Annotated in this window: 13 protein-coding genes and 1 tRNA gene; 7 read left to right on the top strand and 7 right to left on the bottom strand. The window is 33.4% G+C overall.

From position 1 onward, the window contains the following. Positions 1-125 precede the first annotated feature (125 nt). The gene (locus ACYIAQ_RS08570; RefSeq protein WP_483563411.1) at positions 126-635 is read right to left on the bottom strand and encodes an endonuclease III domain-containing protein; all 510 of its coding nucleotides are present in this window, start codon (positions 633-635) and stop codon (positions 126-128) included. A 452-nt stretch (positions 636-1,087) separates the two neighbouring features. Continuing rightward, positions 1,088-1,723, bottom strand: a complete 636-nt coding sequence (locus ACYIAQ_RS08565) for a hypothetical protein (RefSeq protein WP_483563410.1) — start codon at positions 1,721-1,723, stop codon at positions 1,088-1,090. A gap of 260 nt (positions 1,724-1,983) precedes the next feature. Between ACYIAQ_RS08565 and ACYIAQ_RS08560 the strand changes: the two genes are divergently transcribed. Both ACYIAQ_RS08560 and ACYIAQ_RS08555 read left to right on the top strand, forming a co-directional pair. Next, positions 1,984-3,027, top strand: coding sequence for a C39 family peptidase (locus ACYIAQ_RS08560; protein WP_483563408.1), 1,044 nt, complete (start codon positions 1,984-1,986; stop codon positions 3,025-3,027). Between the two features lie 845 nt (positions 3,028-3,872). Continuing rightward, on the top strand, positions 3,873-4,664 hold the full coding sequence (locus ACYIAQ_RS08555) for a DUF4097 family beta strand repeat-containing protein (protein ID WP_483563407.1): 792 nt from the start codon (positions 3,873-3,875) through the stop codon (positions 4,662-4,664). Positions 4,665-4,776: 112 nt separating this feature from the next. Here the strand turns inward: ACYIAQ_RS08555 and ACYIAQ_RS08550 are convergent, their stop codons facing one another. From ACYIAQ_RS08550 to ACYIAQ_RS08535, 4 genes are all read right to left on the bottom strand, one after another. Then, the gene (locus tag ACYIAQ_RS08550) at positions 4,777-5,388 is read right to left on the bottom strand and encodes a DUF1700 domain-containing protein (RefSeq protein ID WP_483563406.1); all 612 of its coding nucleotides are present in this window, start codon (positions 5,386-5,388) and stop codon (positions 4,777-4,779) included. 208 nt (positions 5,389-5,596) lie between these two features. Further along, positions 5,597-7,999, bottom strand: a complete 2,403-nt coding sequence (locus ACYIAQ_RS08545; protein ID WP_483563405.1) for a Xaa-Pro dipeptidyl-peptidase — start codon at positions 7,997-7,999, stop codon at positions 5,597-5,599. 79 nt (positions 8,000-8,078) lie between these two features. Continuing rightward, entirely contained in the window at positions 8,079-8,447 is a 369-nt protein-coding gene (locus ACYIAQ_RS08540; protein ID WP_483563404.1) for an arsenate reductase family protein, read from the bottom strand. A gap of 135 nt (positions 8,448-8,582) precedes the next feature. Further along, the gene (locus ACYIAQ_RS08535) at positions 8,583-9,620 is read right to left on the bottom strand and encodes a PTS sugar transporter subunit IIC (protein WP_483563403.1); all 1,038 of its coding nucleotides are present in this window, start codon (positions 9,618-9,620) and stop codon (positions 8,583-8,585) included. Positions 9,621-10,076: 456 nt separating this feature from the next. On the opposite strand from ACYIAQ_RS08535, the gene dhaK reads away from it, so the two are divergent. The 4 genes from dhaK (at position 10,077) to ACYIAQ_RS08515 (ending at position 12,832) form a co-directional block, all read left to right on the top strand. Then, positions 10,077-11,072, top strand: coding sequence for a dihydroxyacetone kinase subunit DhaK (gene dhaK, locus ACYIAQ_RS08530; protein ID WP_122023106.1), 996 nt, complete (start codon positions 10,077-10,079; stop codon positions 11,070-11,072). Positions 11,073-11,086: 14 nt separating this feature from the next. After that, the gene (gene dhaL, locus ACYIAQ_RS08525) at positions 11,087-11,671 is read left to right on the top strand and encodes a dihydroxyacetone kinase subunit DhaL (RefSeq protein WP_122018458.1); all 585 of its coding nucleotides are present in this window, start codon (positions 11,087-11,089) and stop codon (positions 11,669-11,671) included. Next, positions 11,668-12,039 carry a dihydroxyacetone kinase phosphoryl donor subunit DhaM gene (dhaM, locus tag ACYIAQ_RS08520; RefSeq protein WP_483563402.1) on the top strand — a complete coding sequence of 124 codons (372 nt, stop codon included), beginning with the start codon at positions 11,668-11,670 and terminating at the stop codon, positions 12,037-12,039. Before dhaL ends, dhaM begins: the two co-directional genes overlap by 4 nt. Before the next feature lie 73 nt (positions 12,040-12,112). Further along, the gene (locus ACYIAQ_RS08515; protein WP_483563401.1) at positions 12,113-12,832 is read left to right on the top strand and encodes an MIP/aquaporin family protein; all 720 of its coding nucleotides are present in this window, start codon (positions 12,113-12,115) and stop codon (positions 12,830-12,832) included. Positions 12,833-13,043: 211 nt separating this feature from the next. On the opposite strand, the gene ACYIAQ_RS08510 is transcribed toward ACYIAQ_RS08515, so the two are convergent. Beyond that, positions 13,044-13,117 (bottom strand) — tRNA-Arg (locus tag ACYIAQ_RS08510). Between the two features lie 214 nt (positions 13,118-13,331). Here ACYIAQ_RS08510 and ACYIAQ_RS08505 point away from each other — a divergent pair. Then, positions 13,332-15,110 carry a DUF2207 family protein gene (locus ACYIAQ_RS08505; RefSeq protein ID WP_483563400.1) on the top strand — a complete coding sequence of 593 codons (1,779 nt, stop codon included), beginning with the start codon at positions 13,332-13,334 and terminating at the stop codon, positions 15,108-15,110. Positions 15,111-15,679: the final 569 nt, after the last annotated feature.

The raw sequence follows: 15,679 nt of genomic DNA, 5'->3' as shown, positions 1-15,679 counted from the left end.
TTAAGCGAGTTCATTGGTAACTTCTTTCTAGAATTGATTGGGTAATTACATTCTATCAAAGAAGTCCAATGGACTTTTTTCATTTTTTAATTAGGGCAAGTGTTCAACTTCATTTTACAATTTACCTATGTTAATCTTTGTAAATTGCTTTCCATGTATTCCTTTAATACTTGGTATTTAAATTTGCTTACATCTCTACCTTCTAATCTAGAAATCATTCTCCTAGCATACTTGTCGATAATAAATATTGGCTGATCAAAAATATATAGCAATATAACGTCAGAGGTTTCATTCCCAATACCTTTTATATTCATTAGATTTGTTTTTAAGGTTTTTGGAGATAACGTTTTTTTCATTTTGTTAATATCAAATCCAAACGATTCAAAAAAAAGCAAAGAATTTTTTATAGTTTTTGCTTTAGCATTGTAAAATCCACTTGGTTTGATTAATTTTTTTAACACTTCTAAATTAACATTAAGCAATATATCAGGTTTAAAACCGGTTTTTTCTCTCAAATTGGCAAGTGATTTTTCTGCATTTTTCCAATTAGTATTTTGTACTAAAATTGCTCCAACTAAGGTTTCCCAATCACTATCCGAAGGCCACCAATATTGCCTTCCATATAGTGTAATCATATCATTGAATACTTGATAGTAATTTATGTATATCACATCCCTCTTAGGAAAACGATTACAATTTATATTTACTTGTTGTATTGTAACAAAAATAAAAAATAAAAGAAATATTAGCTTGGAAATCAATAGGTGAAATAGGTTTGAATCAGTATATAACGGGTTAACACACATCAAGATGGCAAAAATCACTTAATTGAACAGTTTAAGCAGAGAATTCATTTCTTTATCAAGAATTAAATAGGGATATTGTAAATTTAGTAAGTCCAATATGGACAACTAATGGCTATTTAATATCAATAAAATAATTACTTTAAACTTAAACCTGTTAATTAATACTATAAATCTTTCAAAGTTGAAAGATTTCAATAATAAAACCTCGAAATTAAAGCAATTTCGAGGTTTTATTATTTTAGTTTCATCACTTTTAATTTATGACTACTTTACTATAATTATTATTCGTTTAATAAATCACCTGGATACTTTCCAATTAATAGCACTGGTGTTTCAGCCATTGTTCCCCGCTTAATGAATTGCTTTAATTGCTTAATTGACGTTAACGCAATTTTTCTGTTTTGACCAGTTAATCCAGCAGCTAAAGTCTCTGCTCGACTTAATAACTTTTCTGTTGGTTTTCCGTTATCTTTTGCGTGCATTACACTTAATTCTGCCTTGATTAGTGGTTGCAGATCTTCATTAAGCAAATTTTTATTGTAAATAGCATTCACATATGTAGTATAGCCTTTATATTTACCATCTTTTGATACAAGATTGACAGATACACCATTATGAATTACATTAACATTTTTGACTTTGAAAAGTGTATTCTGGTTGATTATTTTTTCCAGTGTATTTTTGCTATAAGGTGTTCCATTATTTTTATATAATGCTCCCTTTTGCGCATTCGGTAATTTAAATACATATCCAGCATTAGCTAGCTTTTTGGACCATCTTTTTTCGGTATGCCAGTTTGATTTATGCGAAGATGTAGTAGCAGAAACACTAATCGCTGGAGAAGTTACTAAAGCGGGAGTACATAAAAATAGTGATGTTAAAGCAACTTTTGTAACTTTTTGTAAATTTATTTTCATTTTTAATACCAACTATTCTGTAAATTAAATGATTTTTTACTATATAAAATATTATACTTCAATAAAATTTAACAGCAAGTTTTAATTATTGGTTATATAGCTTTCTGACAATTGTTATCTTCCTTATAAAATTTACGATAATGTTATGGCTTGAAAGGCAAAACCTGACACAGTCAAGTTAACTTTTTTAAATAGTATTATGATTTTTTATGAAATAATTGTTATACTGGTATATGAATTGTTGAAAGGGAGAAGAATAAATGAACAAATTTTGGAAAAAATCAATATTAGGGCTATTGGCAATAGGAATGTTTACTACCATTCAAGTAGCTAATGTTCATGCTGATAATGTAAATTATCATAACACTTCAGCTCTCTCACCAAACAGTAAGGGAACCAATTTAGATAAAACAACAACTACTGCTAATAAGTCAAACGAGACTAATCTTAACCAAACTCCACTGACGAAGAATAGTTATCTGGTTGTTTCATATTTACCAAATAAGTCTATTCATCTTTATACAAGAAATAATACGAACCAATTTAAACGTAATGGTAAAGTAATTAAAAATGGCACTACTTTAAAAACTTATACTATGGTTAAGAATGGAAATTCAACTTATTATTATGTTGGTAAGAAGCAATGGGTTAATTCAAAAAATGTAATTAAATATGATTTGAAACATACCCGCTATAACGTTCTTAAGAATAGTCCCAAGTCTCAGCAATACTACACAAGCCAATATTTCCCAGTATTTGCTCCATGGGGGTGTGCTTCTAGTGCACTATCAATGTTAATGAAGTATGATGGTACCTGGAACAAGGTTTCTGGCGCAACTGATACGGCCAAATTAACTTACATGCAAAACAATTTGCCACGAAATAGGGCAACTGGTGGCCAAGATGGAGATCCTTATACTGGTAAAGGTTTTACTAGAGTTATCCTTTCATATTGTTTAATGAACTATGCTCATCAATTGGGGGACAAAAAGATTAAAGACGTATCGGGAATTTCAATGAATAACTTGAAAAAACTAGTCTTGGCAAATCATCCGGTTCTTTATTATGGTTATTCTTCATATAATGATACGGGTGCAAGAAATCATGCTAAAGTTATTTTCGGCTACAGTAAAAAGAGTGATCAATTTTTAGTTCATGATCCGCTTTATCAAGCTAAACGTTTTTATAAAGGCGGCGGTGGTCGGAATAAGTATGACTTAGGACCAATTTCTTGGGTAAAGGCAAGTAGTGTAAAGAGTGAATTTGCCTACAAGGGCGGCAACAATGCCTTAACTGTAAAATAATTATATTAATAAAAATGTCTACAGAGAAAATTATTCTGTAGACATTTTTAGTTCTAAATTAGATTTAATAATCTTGTCCAATGAAAAATTTGGCAAAAGTATTGAATTAAGATAAAGAGTTGTCGATTGATTAATCTAATTAAACATCAGTCTCTCAATGATAAGATTAAGCTTATTAGTCCCGTGTCTATAAAAAATATAAAAATTGAATCTGAGGGAACCAATAAAAATGATAAAATCCCCACACAAATAGAGCCTATTCCCATAAACTGGTCTGTCTTTTTATTTTTCTCATTACTTTGTGAATAAGATTTAGTATTTAGAATATTTTCTAAGTAAGGTAACAATGTTAAAAATATACCTAACAATATAAATATTATTAAAAAGCTGGCATTCTTTTTATAAGTAAAAAAAATTCCTACCAAAAATTGTAATATACCACATAGTAAATATGATTCTTTATAAGTTAACTTAAACTTGATCATGGCTCTATATTCCTTTCAATATCTTATTTAAGTCATTTTGATTAATTTATCTTACCATACAATAGTAATTATTAAAAATGTGCTATTTTAACTTTTCAAATTGTGTTTTTTTACTGGGTGTTCCTTAAAAAGGTAGAATAAACCAATTAGCATAGTAATAATTAAAATGATTATAAAACTAGGTATAAATCTGCTTGAATTTAAATATGGTGCCAATCAATAGTATTATCGAAAATATTAATACCCTGATATTGCATTAAGTAAAAATTGCTTATTGCTAAAGTGTTTTTCCTAAGATACAATACTATATATAATATAATATCGATAAAAGTGATTTTAAGTTCGTAAAAAGGAGATTTTATGAAAAAATTCTATAAGATTTGTGGAGTGGTAATATTTATAGGATTAATTTTACTAGTTATTGGTAGGATAAATCATGGCAATAAAAGTATTAGTGGCGTTCATTCTGGCTTTTTTACTGGCATTAATAATGTATCTCATCATAAAAAAGAAGATAGATATCACTATAAAACGATTAATACAGCTAGTTTTACCAAAGTTAAATTTTCTGCTTTTCAGTCAGATGTCAGAGTTACTTTAGGTAAAAAATATCAAGTAAAGATAAGTGGTTCAAATATTAAAAATATTAAAGCTAAGGTAAAAAATAAAGAATTATTTATAATGGATCAAAATGATCCATCCTATGATGACTGTGATGTTGTGATTACTGTTCCTCAAATAAATTCTGTAAAGGAGGTTTCGGGGTCAAGTTCAGATGGCGATATTTTATTGAATGACTTAAATATTCCCCAAATAGATTTAAAGCAAGATACAGGTGATTTAGTTCTAAAAGAAATAAATACTAAAAATGCTCAACTCTTTTTGGATTCGGGGGATTTAAAAATTTTAAATAGCAAATTTAAAATAAATGCTTCTTTACTAGATGGAGATGCCAAAATATCTGATTCTGAAATTACAGGAGATAGTTATTTTAAAATGCAAGCTGGTGATTTTAATATGACTAGCTTACAAGAAATTTCTTCTGACTTTTATGTTAATTCAGATAGTAAGATTTCTTATAAGGGAAAAACTAAGTCACTTCATTACACACATATCGATCCCAGCTTGCCCAAGCTTAAAGTTGTTTGCTGAGATGGAGACATAAATATCGCTTAATTTATAAAAATTATAATCATTAAAAGGCTATACTTAAATGTCAAATTTAAGTATAGCCTTTTAAGTTTAGAAAACGAATAAAATTATTTTAATCACTAGATTTAATAGTGTAATAACGTTTGGTAAAAAGCTTTTTACCTAAGTAACGCATAAATATAGTTAGTTTTGTAATTAGCATATTAATAAATTTTGCTATTAAAGGAGATAAGATAAATACAATACCAACACAAATTATGATACGTCCAAGATGGAAGCAGCCGATTGCCCAATTGCTTGTAAATAATAGAGCGATAGACTTAATCAATATGGTACCAAAGACAACAATAAAAGCAATGACTATAGCTAAAAAGACCATCAAAAATGCGAAGCAAACGGCACAGATTATGAAAAGTACAAACAATAGTGGTATGCCAATTGGAGCAGCAAATAATCCCATAAGAATATACCATATTCTTTTTAAATTTGAATTTGTTTCATGTTGACTATCTTTTGGGATATCTGAAATGGAATAATCAGCTAATATTTTGCGAGCTAATTGTTTCGGAGTTCCTAGTTCACTTTCTATCGTAGATCTTCTCACGAAATCGCCATCTAGTAAAAACTCTCGGTAAAATTCGACAACGTCTTGACGTTCTTTCGCTGGGATATCTGACAAATAATGTTCTAATTCAGAAATATAATCATTAATTGTATCATTCATTTTTCTCTCCTAATATCTATCAAGCAATATTTAGATATAATTTATCATCTCCAATATTATATATCAAATACCATTGGGATTTAAAGAAAAAATTTAAAATAATTTACTTGAGAGTTTGACAAAAGCATGTAGGATATCAAAAATAACCATTAGCTCTTCTGAACTAATGGTTATTAAAAAACTAACTTTGTCTAGTCTTATCTTATATTTATTGTTGATTAAACCGAATTTCGGTTTGCCTTAAATCGACTGTGTAAGTTGTGTCATCAAGTGGTCGTTTGGTCATTCCTTGATCAGTTGAATAAATTATTAGACATAAGCGACTTTGAACTGGTAATTTGTAGTAAGTTGGTTGCAATTGAAATTCTAAGTCATAAAACTGATTAGGTTCAATTGCACTTGGCTTTTTCAAATCAGCATAATTTTGCAAGTTCATGTGGCCCTTAGTGATTAATTTAGCTGGTGTTACTTTATCGGGCATAAATTCTTGCAAGGTATCGGTTCCAAAACGATAGCCTAATTCTTGCCCTTTAGGCATAATAAAGCGGGGAGTAGGAGATAATCGTTTGCGGTCGCCCAATTCTACAAGGGCAACTGATAATTGTCCTTTATTAAGACTAGATGAAACTCGCACTTTTATTGTTGGTCGCCCAACTATGGTTACCGGGTGAATAAACTCTTCGGTTGTAAAACGAAGACTTGGTTTAGACCACTTTTTGTCGCCACTAATAAATTGGTTTTGCCAATCACTTTCAGAGATTTTAGCCTTTTTAAATTCTTGCCCTCCGACATCGGTAAAAGTAAGTTGTTTTTGACCATTGCCATCTTTTTGCAGTTGACCATCGTCGGTTGGATAATAAATTATTTCATGACCGCAATCATTGCTCCAGTCTTGTTCTTCGTGCCACTTGTCAGCTTCTAAGTTGTCCTGAATCATTACCTGTGGCCATTGTGCATACGCATGATTTTCAATACCTAGCAATTCATGAACAAACCATAAATTCATCAAGTCGGTAAAATCAATTGAAACCAAGTTATTCATATTGTAGTGTGGTCCTTGATGTAAAAAAAGGTGGTGTTCAATTGGTAAATTTTTGACTTTTTGCCAGATTTTATAAACATTTTTGGGCTTAACGTTCCAGTCATTTAAGCCGTGCACACTAATCCATGAACATTTAATTTGATCAGTATGATGACGGTAATTGCGGGCATCCCAGAAGGTTGAATATTGTCCAGTTGCACGATCGGCTTTTTCTAAAAGTTTTTTCTGCATTGCGTCATATTTTGGTTTAATTTTGAGATAGGCACCGGCATCCCAGAGATTAGACTGACAGGTCTCGGCTAGCATATCTAAATCTTCTCCTTGACAAGCCTCAGGAGCAATAACTAAGCCATGTTCGCGATAATAGTCATACCAAGAAGAAATGGCAGCTTCAGAAACGACAGTTTTTAACCCAGTTACACCTGTTGTAGCAAGTGCAATTTGTAAAGTCCCTAGATATGATCTTCCTGTCATTCCAATATTGCCATTACACCAATCGGCCTTAGTTTCGTGCTTTCTAGTGCGGTCAGTATAAGCAATCCGATCGCCATGCAACCATTCGATAATTGCTTTGGCACTTTCAGTTTCTTCAGGAGCTCCTGTAATGCGTAAGCCGTCGCTGCCACGAGTGCCAATCGCTCCGGCTACGACACTGGCAAAGCCGCGAGCTAGCATATATTCATTTAAAGTGTATGGTGCTTTATTTAATGCTCGTTCGGAGGAAGCTGCTACTTCTACACTATTACCAGATGGCTTTGACGCTTTAAGCCGCATGGCTGGTTCATATTGTGGATTATGCCAGCTAGTCGCATCAGTCAAGTTTTCATCAACATTGTGATTACGCTTTTCATTAGCAATTACACCGCCAAAATAAGGATCGGCAGTATAAAGTGCAGGGATAGGTAATTTAGTACTTTCAATAGGTCTAAAAATAGTGGTTTGCAATAAGTCAGTTTGCCCATCACCATCTGTGTCAAGGTCACATTCAACGTAGACTACTTCCCGGATGACTTTGCTGGTATCAAATACTGGTTGACTTTTGCCATTGAATAAAACAAATTCGTTTTTGGGTAATTCATTTCGGCGGTCATAAAAATATCCCTTTCCAGCCATGACATCAATCAGGAGCTGACCATTTTTGGCGCGAGTGTTCAAAAGGCGATAAAAGGCTTCAATTAATTCAGAACAATTTTCTATCTGGTTTACGATTGGCAGGGCATTTTTTTGCATAAATTTTAAGGGATTATCTAAATCGTAATCATACTGAACGTGATAACCCAATAGTTGTAAAGCAACATTGTAAAATTGCTCAACTGAAATTTTTTCTGGTTTATTAGTTAGAAAATCTGTCAAGGTGTGGTTGCTCGATACGGCAAATTCAGTTAATTTAGCTTTTCGAGCATCTTCATCATGTGGATTAACCTCAGCTAAAACATTTTCAACCATCTTAGTCAGTAGTTCACTGAAAGTTAGTTGTTCAAAATTTGCTGGCAAGAATTTGATTTTAAGAAGTTCTTTAATTTGAGTTTCATAGTCAGTTTCAACATAAGCGTATTGATTATATTTCATATAATTCTCCTTTTTATTTATCTATTTTACATGTTCTAATTAAGTTATGAAAGAAGCATTTCAAAATAAAAGCAGGCAATCATGCCTGCTCATTTAGCCAAGTCTTTTGATAAAGATCTTCATTAAATCCACATGTTAAATTCTGCTTGCTAACTACAAGCGGACGTTTAATTAATTTGCCATTTTTGGACATCATCTCGGCGGCTTCCGAAATCGACATCTCACTAACTTTATCTTTGAGTTGCAGTCGCCGATAATCTTGACCGTGTGTATTGAAGAAATACTTTAAACCGCGATCTTGGTACTTAGTTAGCCATTTAATCAGCTCATTTTTGGTTGGTGGCTGTTCAACCAAGTCTTGAAAGTCGATTTTGACATGATGGTCAGTTAACCATTTTTGTGCACTACGCGATGTTGAACAACGCTTGTAACCATAAAACTTAATCATTTTTATACCTCTTTTTGTATTAGCTTCATTTGATTATATCAGAGACAGTGCTAACTATAATCAAGAATGCTATTATAACTAAAAAGCAACCACTCTCTTACATAGTAAGTAAAGTTGCTTTTTAATATTTCAATACTATTTAAAATCAAGTTTGAAATCTTGGCTACTAAAGAAGTGCAATTTATTATTACAAAGATAGTTGGTAATTAATCCGAGTGCGATTGGCAATATAAAAAAGAGAATAGTAATTAGAATAATTGAACCAAAATTATTAGGTCTTTTTGACATAGCGGCAATTGGTCCAATCAATCCTGAAAAACCGAATCCTGCACTCATTGGCGTCCCACTAATATTAAAAACAGCACCAATACCACCCAATATTCCAGCGTTAATACTAATTGGTATTAGTAATTTGGGATTGGTAATTAAATTTGCCATCTGCATCTTGGGTGAACCTAAAAAGTGGGCAATTGAGGTTCCAAATGAATTGGCTTTCCAACCAAAAATTGCTAATGCAAAAGCTGCAGCCGTAATTCCAAGATTAGCAGAACCTGCGGCAATTCCGGAAATGTTAATTGCCGTTGCAATCCCAACTGAAGAAATTGGCGAAACAATTAACAATGCAAATACTATTCCTATTAAAATCCCCATTAAAATTGGTTGTAAATTAATTAAATGTTCAACTCCTAAACCAATTAATCGGGTAATTTGTCCAACTGGTCCAAGAGTCAAACAGCCAATTCCTCCTGCAATTAATAAAACCAATAGGGGAACTAACAAAATGGTATAGGCCTTAAGTTTTTGACCCAAAAACAAAACTAATGCATAAGCAATCATAATTGTGATGGCGGTATTAATCACATCACCGTTGCCCATTACTAGAATTTTACCGTCTTTCATTGTAAAATTCCCAGCTCCAGCGACTGCAGCCAATGCAATAGATGAAGTCTGAATCGGAGTTAACTTACCAGTCATACCGACACAAACGGCACTAATAGCTGGCAATAAGGCTGAGGCAAACGCTGTGAGTGCCAAAATAAAACTTAAATTAGGCCAGAACGGTAAGAGAGCTTTAATAAGCTGACCAATTAAGGCTCCCGGAATTAATGCGACCACAATCCCAGTTGATAAACCATTCAGGGTATCCAGGGTGATTTTTTTTAATGTCTTCATTTAATTTCTCCCAAAAATAAAAACTCACACGATCAATGGCAACCGCATGAGCATTCTTAAGGAAAAAGTACTTAAGTCTAAACACACAGTTACCTAAATAAATTTGATCTGTGTGCCAAGGCAATGACAAACAAGGTATTCAGACCCAAAGGGCGAAATACCAAAAATAAATATTAATTTGTGGTAGATGGATTTGAATTTTCTGCATCATAATCATACCTCTCATAAATATTTAATCAATATCATACTAGAGCTTTCACCTAAAAGCAAGCAAAACATTATAAATAAGTTAAATATTTATAGTGTTACAGTAATTAGTTTGAGGTTTATATTGCAATATAGGTGGCGTAAAAATAATTAATGATTAAACTGCATTTTGTGCAACCGTTTACCTTAAATGTTATAATCAGTTGAATGTTATGAAAGACTAAAATCAATAAAAAGGAAGCATAACTAATGAAAAAAATTATCAATGACCCAGCAAATGTGGTTTCAGAAATGGTGTCTGGACTCGTGCGTTCATATCCACAATTTGTCAAACAAATTTCAGGTACTGAAGCAGTAGTTAGAGCAGATCAGGACTCAATGGCAGACAAAGTTGGAATTGTCAGTGGGGGTGGTTCTGGTCACGAACCGGCTCATGCAGGTTTTGTAGGTAAGGGTATGCTTACCGCTGCGGTTTGTGGTCAAGTTTTTACTTCTCCAACTCCCGATCAAATTTATCAAGCAATTAAAGTAGCGAATCACGGAAAAGGTGTTTTTCTAGTCATTAAAAATTACTCTGGTGATGTGATGAATTTTGATATGGCAAAGGACATGGCGGCAATGGATGACATTGAAGTCAAGTCAATTGTAGTGGATGATGATATTGCCGTTGAAAATAGCACTTATACTCAAGGTCGTAGAGGAGTTGCAGGGACAATTTTCGTTCATAAAATTTTGGGTGCAGCGGCTCAATCAGGGGCTTCATTAGATGAGATTGCTGAACTGGCTGAGCAAATTTTGCCGAACATTAAAACGATTGCCGTGGCCTTGTCAGCAGCTACTAATCCGGAAACTGGAAAGCCGGGATTCGTCTTAAAGGATGATGAAATTGAATATGGTGTCGGAATTCACTCTGAACCCGGTTATCGTCGAGAAAAAATAAAATCTTCGCAGAATTTAGTTGAAGAGATGGTAACTAAACTTGATCAAGAAATGAATTTTGATGGTAATAAAAAATATGCAGTTTTAATAAACGGTATGGGAGCAACGCCATTAATGGAACAATATATTTTCAGTAACGATTTATTAAATAAGCTTACGGAAATGAAGATTGAACCTGCATTTATGAAAGTGGGCAATTATATGACTTCAATCGATATGGCAGGTGTCTCATTAACCATGTTTGAATTGCAAAATAAAAAATGGCTAGATTATCTTAACGAACCAGTTGCGACTATTGGATGGTAGTGAGGAGAAACAGAATGACATTAACAGTGACAAATTTAACAAATTGGATGAACGATTTCGCCAAAAAGATTGCAATAAACAAACAGTTATTAAGTGATTTGGATACTCCAATCGGCGATGGCGACCACGGCTTTAATATGGATCGGGGGATGAAAGCAGTCATAGATAAACTAAAAGATGAACCAAAAGACCTAACACAAGCATTAAAAACGATTGCAATGGCTCTTATTTCAACAGTTGGTGGTGCTTCAGGTCCACTATATGGAACAGCATTTTTGGAAATGGCTAAAAAAAGCACCAGTTCTAATGATTTGGCAGAATTGCTTACCGCAGCTTTGGCGGGAATTGAAAAGCGAGGTGGCGCAAAACCTGGTGATAAAACAATGGTCGATGTTTGGGATGCTGTTATTCCAGAAATTAAAAATCATTCATTAACGCAGGAAAAAATTAATAACGCTGTTGTTGCAACAAAAGATATGGTTGCTAAAAAGGGACGCGCATCCTATTTGGGGGAGCGTGCTATCGGACATATTGATCCTGGTTCGCAGTCAAGTGGTTATTTGTTCTCAGCCTTACTAGAAACTGAAGGTATTTTATGAATTTAGGAATTACTCTTGTGTCGCATGTTCCAGAAGTAGCAACGGGCTTAAAAAAATTGCTCAAACAAGTAGCTGCTGATGTTTCAATTACTGTTGCTGGTGGAACAAATGATGATAATGTTGGTACAAGTATGGAAAAAATCTTGACAGCATTTTCGACTAACCAGGCGGAAGAAATTTTGGCTTTTTATGATTTAGGTAGTGCCAAGATGAATTTGGAAATGGCTGTTGAGATGACTAATAAGAAAGTTCACCTCTATGATGCTGCTTTGATTGAGGGAGCCTACACAGCAGCTAGCTTGATTCAGGCAGGTGTTCAGTTAGATGAGATTGAAAAGCAATTAAAGCCACTCTTAATCAAAGACTAACCCAAGCATAATGTTTGTTATTTAATACCGGCTTATCTATAATTAAGTGAATTTGAATAGAAAAGGGAATATTATGCAAGATAGTTTAATGATGCAACTTGTAGGCGAGTTTATTGGAACTGCCTTTATTGTTTTGTTAGGTGACGGTGTTTGCGCCGCCGTAAATTTAAGGAAATCTAAGGCTAATGGTGCCGGTTGGGTAGCAGTTGCTTTAGGTTGGGGTTTAGCCGTTACATTTGGAATTTATATGGTTAGTTGGTTAAGCCCGGGTCATTTTAATCCGGCTGTAACAATTTCAATGGCAGTTTCCGGTAAGCTTGCATGGTCATCCGTTCTTCCGTATATTATTGCACAAGTAGCTGGCGGCTTTGTAGGAGGAATATTAGTTTGGCTAACATATTTCCCACATTGGGCAGCAACTACCGACCAAGATGCCATTTTAGGTTCATTTTGTACAATTCCTGCTATTCGTAACTATTTTTGGAATTTTTTTACAGAAATGATGGGAACTTTCGTCTTTGTGTTTGGGTTATTGGCTTTCACTAAGACAAATATTAATTCTGGATTTAATCCTGTGATTGTTGGTTTGTTAATTGCAGCAGTTGGCTTATCTCTTGGTGGTCCTACTGGATACGCAATTAATCCTGCTCGTGACTTAGGCCCTAGATTAGCTCACCAATTAATGCCAATTGCTAATAAAGGTGGTTCCGACTGGGCTTATAGTTGGGTACCAATTGTTGGTCCAATTGTGGGTGGATTAGTAGCTTCTTTATTATTTAAGCTAGTTGGCTAAGAAGTTTAAAATATCGATAATGGCTGATAAACTTGACTTTGAAAATCGGGTTTATCGGCCATTTTTGTGCTATAAAACTAAACAATAAATCAAAAAAACTCCGACTTTGTTGGAGTTTTTTTGATTGGTTAGTACCAGCAATATCTTTGTTAGAAAAAGCCTTGAAAACATTAATTCATGTTCTTCAAGGCTTTTTAAAACTATTTGAAAATGATCTGGGTGAGATTCGAACTCACGACCCACGGTTTAGAAGACCGTTGCTCTATCCAGCTGAGCTACCAGACCATCGTTTTTGTTATCTGTCACAAGTACATTAACTATTATAGAGAAAAGTTTGGGCAATTGCAACATAAATTTTATGATAATTAACTTTTCACTCGATTTTTAAATTGACAAGAAGTTATTGCTTTAACTAGTCTAAATTAAAGCAATAATTTTATTTCATTTTATTAATAAGCATGTATAATAATTAAAATAATATTCCCTGAAAGGAGTAGCGATGAAACGCAAATTATTACTACTGTTGACATTCTTAAGCGTATTGGTTTTAGGGTGTTCGCTCGGACAAAAAGTTAAAGCAGATATTAATTATGACATTGAAAATAATACTGCTGTGGCTACAGTCAATCGTGATGGGTCAATCACAATGACACGCAAGATAGTCTATCGGTTTGATGATGCGGCCTACGGTGTTTTTTATCAACAAAACTTGAAACCTGATCAAAAAATTGTCGAGCCACAAGTAAAAGTCCGCGATGACCGTGGTCTTAATCTTGCTGATCATTTATTCGATTTACAAAAAACCGCTCAAGGATATCGTTTTAAAGTTTATCATCGAATTAGTGACAATGAAAAAATAACTGTAACTTATCATTATAAGATTACGCGTGCCGTTACTAATTATGAAGATGTGGCAGAACTGAACTTTATGATAATTGGTAATAATTGGGATACAAATTTAAACCATGTTAAAGCTAGTGTTATCTTTTCGAAACCTGTGAAAGAGTTAAAAGCGTGGGCACATGGCCCTCTTAATGGCTATATTAAGGTATCACCACAGACTGGACGAATTGTGATGACAGTCGATAACCTTGATGGCAAAACTGGTGTTGAAGTTCATACGATTTTTCCACTAAGCATTACTCCTGATAACAAAAAAGTGATCCACCAAAAACATCGCTCAGCTGTGCTTAAGCAAGAAAAAGAATTAGCACAGGCAGCTAATCGCCAGCGACGTAATAAACGTTACGCCAGTTGGGGATTAACTTTAATCAGTATTTTTACTGGATTAGTAGCACTTTTAAAAGGATTTTGCGTTAAGCGTCAAGGAGTTAAGCCGAAAAAAATGCGTTCCTTGCCACATAATTATGAAATTCCAGATGTTGATCCTGTAAGTGCACAAATATTAGACAAAGCTCGTAAACCTGACGTCAAGGCTTTTACTGCCTATTTAATGCAGTTAACTAGTAAACACAAGCTGGAAATTACTGATTATCAAGCTGGCAGAAAAACGTGCTATCGCATTAGCTGTTTAGATGAGCAGATAACTAAGCAAGATAAGTTGTTAGGCGGATTGTTTGAAATTGTCGGTGACGGAAAAACGGTGACTACTGAGCAAATTCGTAAATATCATGGTACCAAAATTGGTAAATATTTTGATCAGTGGGCGCAACAAAGATATCGACAAGTTCAAAAAAAGGGTTTAATTTCTAAAAAGCTGATAAATCGAAAAAAAGTTAATCAAGCAGTTATTATTGTTCTAACTATTATTAGTAGCTGTTCTGCATATTTTGCTTCTAACATAAGTAATATTAATCTTATACTCGTAATCATAGCTCTCTTATTTGGAACAGGTATCGGACTATTAGTTGCCAATTTGCGCATTTCAATTTATTCCAAGCTTGGTGCTGAAAAAACCAATCAAGTACGTGGCTTTAAACATATGTTAAGTGATATCGGACAGTTTAAAATGCGCAATGTCGGGGATCTGCTTCTTTGGGAAGATATTATGCCTTACGCCGTTAGTTTTGATTTAGCTAAAAAGGTGTTAAAAGAAATGAATTTAGAATTTAATAAAGAGGAGTTGGCGCAAAGTAATTTCTATCTTTATGGTCCATTTTATAGTTCTGGTAAAAACAGTTTTGCAGAAAGCTTCTCAACAAGCTTTGTTAAGGGTGCCGGAGCTAGCTCTAGATCATCAATAATTGGGTCATCTGGAGGCTTTTCAGGCGGTTCATCGGGTGGTTTTGGTGGTGGCTCCGGCGGTGGTGCTTTCTAACGAGATACTATAAACTCTTTTAATCCAATATTGCCATTAAAATTAATAAAATCAATTTTCAAAGCGTTTAAATCATTTAAATGAGTGAACGCTTTTTTTGTTGCTTTTAAGCATAACAAAATCTTAATCTGTTATTAATAACTATTGTTATCTAAGATTTTATGTTTACTTTTTCTTCGCTTATTTGCTTTATTTTATTAATCGTTGTTTACTTATTTAGTAATTGCTAACCCCATGCTAATAACTACTTAGCTTTAATTAACTCCAGCCTTTTCTAAGGTTTATTATTTTCTCAAATAACGGTAATTCTATATTACTTTTTTTTTTTTTTTTATATACTCTGTACGATCTTGCAAATTGATATATCATAAACTTAAGCGCATTTAGTAATAGCTGTTAATTCCTATTTATGACCACTTTTGAATTATATATTTATTGTTTTGTATTTTTATAATTCAATTTGTTAGGCCAAACCTATGGCTATATACATTTATACTAACTGCGCTATTCAAAATACTAGTGCAATGTTGATACCACTATTTTAATATAGTTAATCGGTTTGCCAACTT

The sequence above is a fragment of the Lactobacillus sp. X-49 genome, assembly GCF_057063645.1.
Note: the sequence above shows the minus strand (reverse complement) of the source record. Positions and strands in the feature narration are given on the sequence as shown.

Bases quoted from the DNA above. Each gene is read 5' to 3' on its own strand.
- ACYIAQ_RS08570 (WP_483563411.1), bottom strand. From the start codon at position 635: ATGATTACACTATATGGAAGGCAATATTGGTGGCCTTCGGATAGTGAT.
- ACYIAQ_RS08565 (WP_483563410.1), bottom strand. From the start codon at position 1,723: ATGAAAATAAATTTACAAAAAGTTACAAAAGTTGCTTTAACATCACTA.
- ACYIAQ_RS08560 (WP_483563408.1), top strand. From the start codon at position 1,984: ATGAACAAATTTTGGAAAAAATCAATATTAGGGCTATTGGCAATAGGA.
- ACYIAQ_RS08555 (WP_483563407.1), top strand. From the start codon at position 3,873: ATGAAAAAATTCTATAAGATTTGTGGAGTGGTAATATTTATAGGATTA.
- ACYIAQ_RS08550 (WP_483563406.1), bottom strand. From the start codon at position 5,388: ATGAATGATACAATTAATGATTATATTTCTGAATTAGAACATTATTTG.
- ACYIAQ_RS08545 (WP_483563405.1), bottom strand. From the start codon at position 7,999: ATGAAATATAATCAATACGCTTATGTTGAAACTGACTATGAAACTCAA.
- ACYIAQ_RS08540 (WP_483563404.1), bottom strand. From the start codon at position 8,447: ATGATTAAGTTTTATGGTTACAAGCGTTGTTCAACATCGCGTAGTGCA.
- ACYIAQ_RS08535 (WP_483563403.1), bottom strand. From the start codon at position 9,620: ATGAAGACATTAAAAAAAATCACCCTGGATACCCTGAATGGTTTATCA.
- dhaK (WP_122023106.1), top strand. From the start codon at position 10,077: ATGAAAAAAATTATCAATGACCCAGCAAATGTGGTTTCAGAAATGGTG.
- dhaL (WP_122018458.1), top strand. From the start codon at position 11,087: ATGACATTAACAGTGACAAATTTAACAAATTGGATGAACGATTTCGCC.
- dhaM (WP_483563402.1), top strand. From the start codon at position 11,668: ATGAATTTAGGAATTACTCTTGTGTCGCATGTTCCAGAAGTAGCAACG.
- ACYIAQ_RS08515 (WP_483563401.1), top strand. From the start codon at position 12,113: ATGCAAGATAGTTTAATGATGCAACTTGTAGGCGAGTTTATTGGAACT.
- ACYIAQ_RS08505 (WP_483563400.1), top strand. From the start codon at position 13,332: ATGAAACGCAAATTATTACTACTGTTGACATTCTTAAGCGTATTGGTT.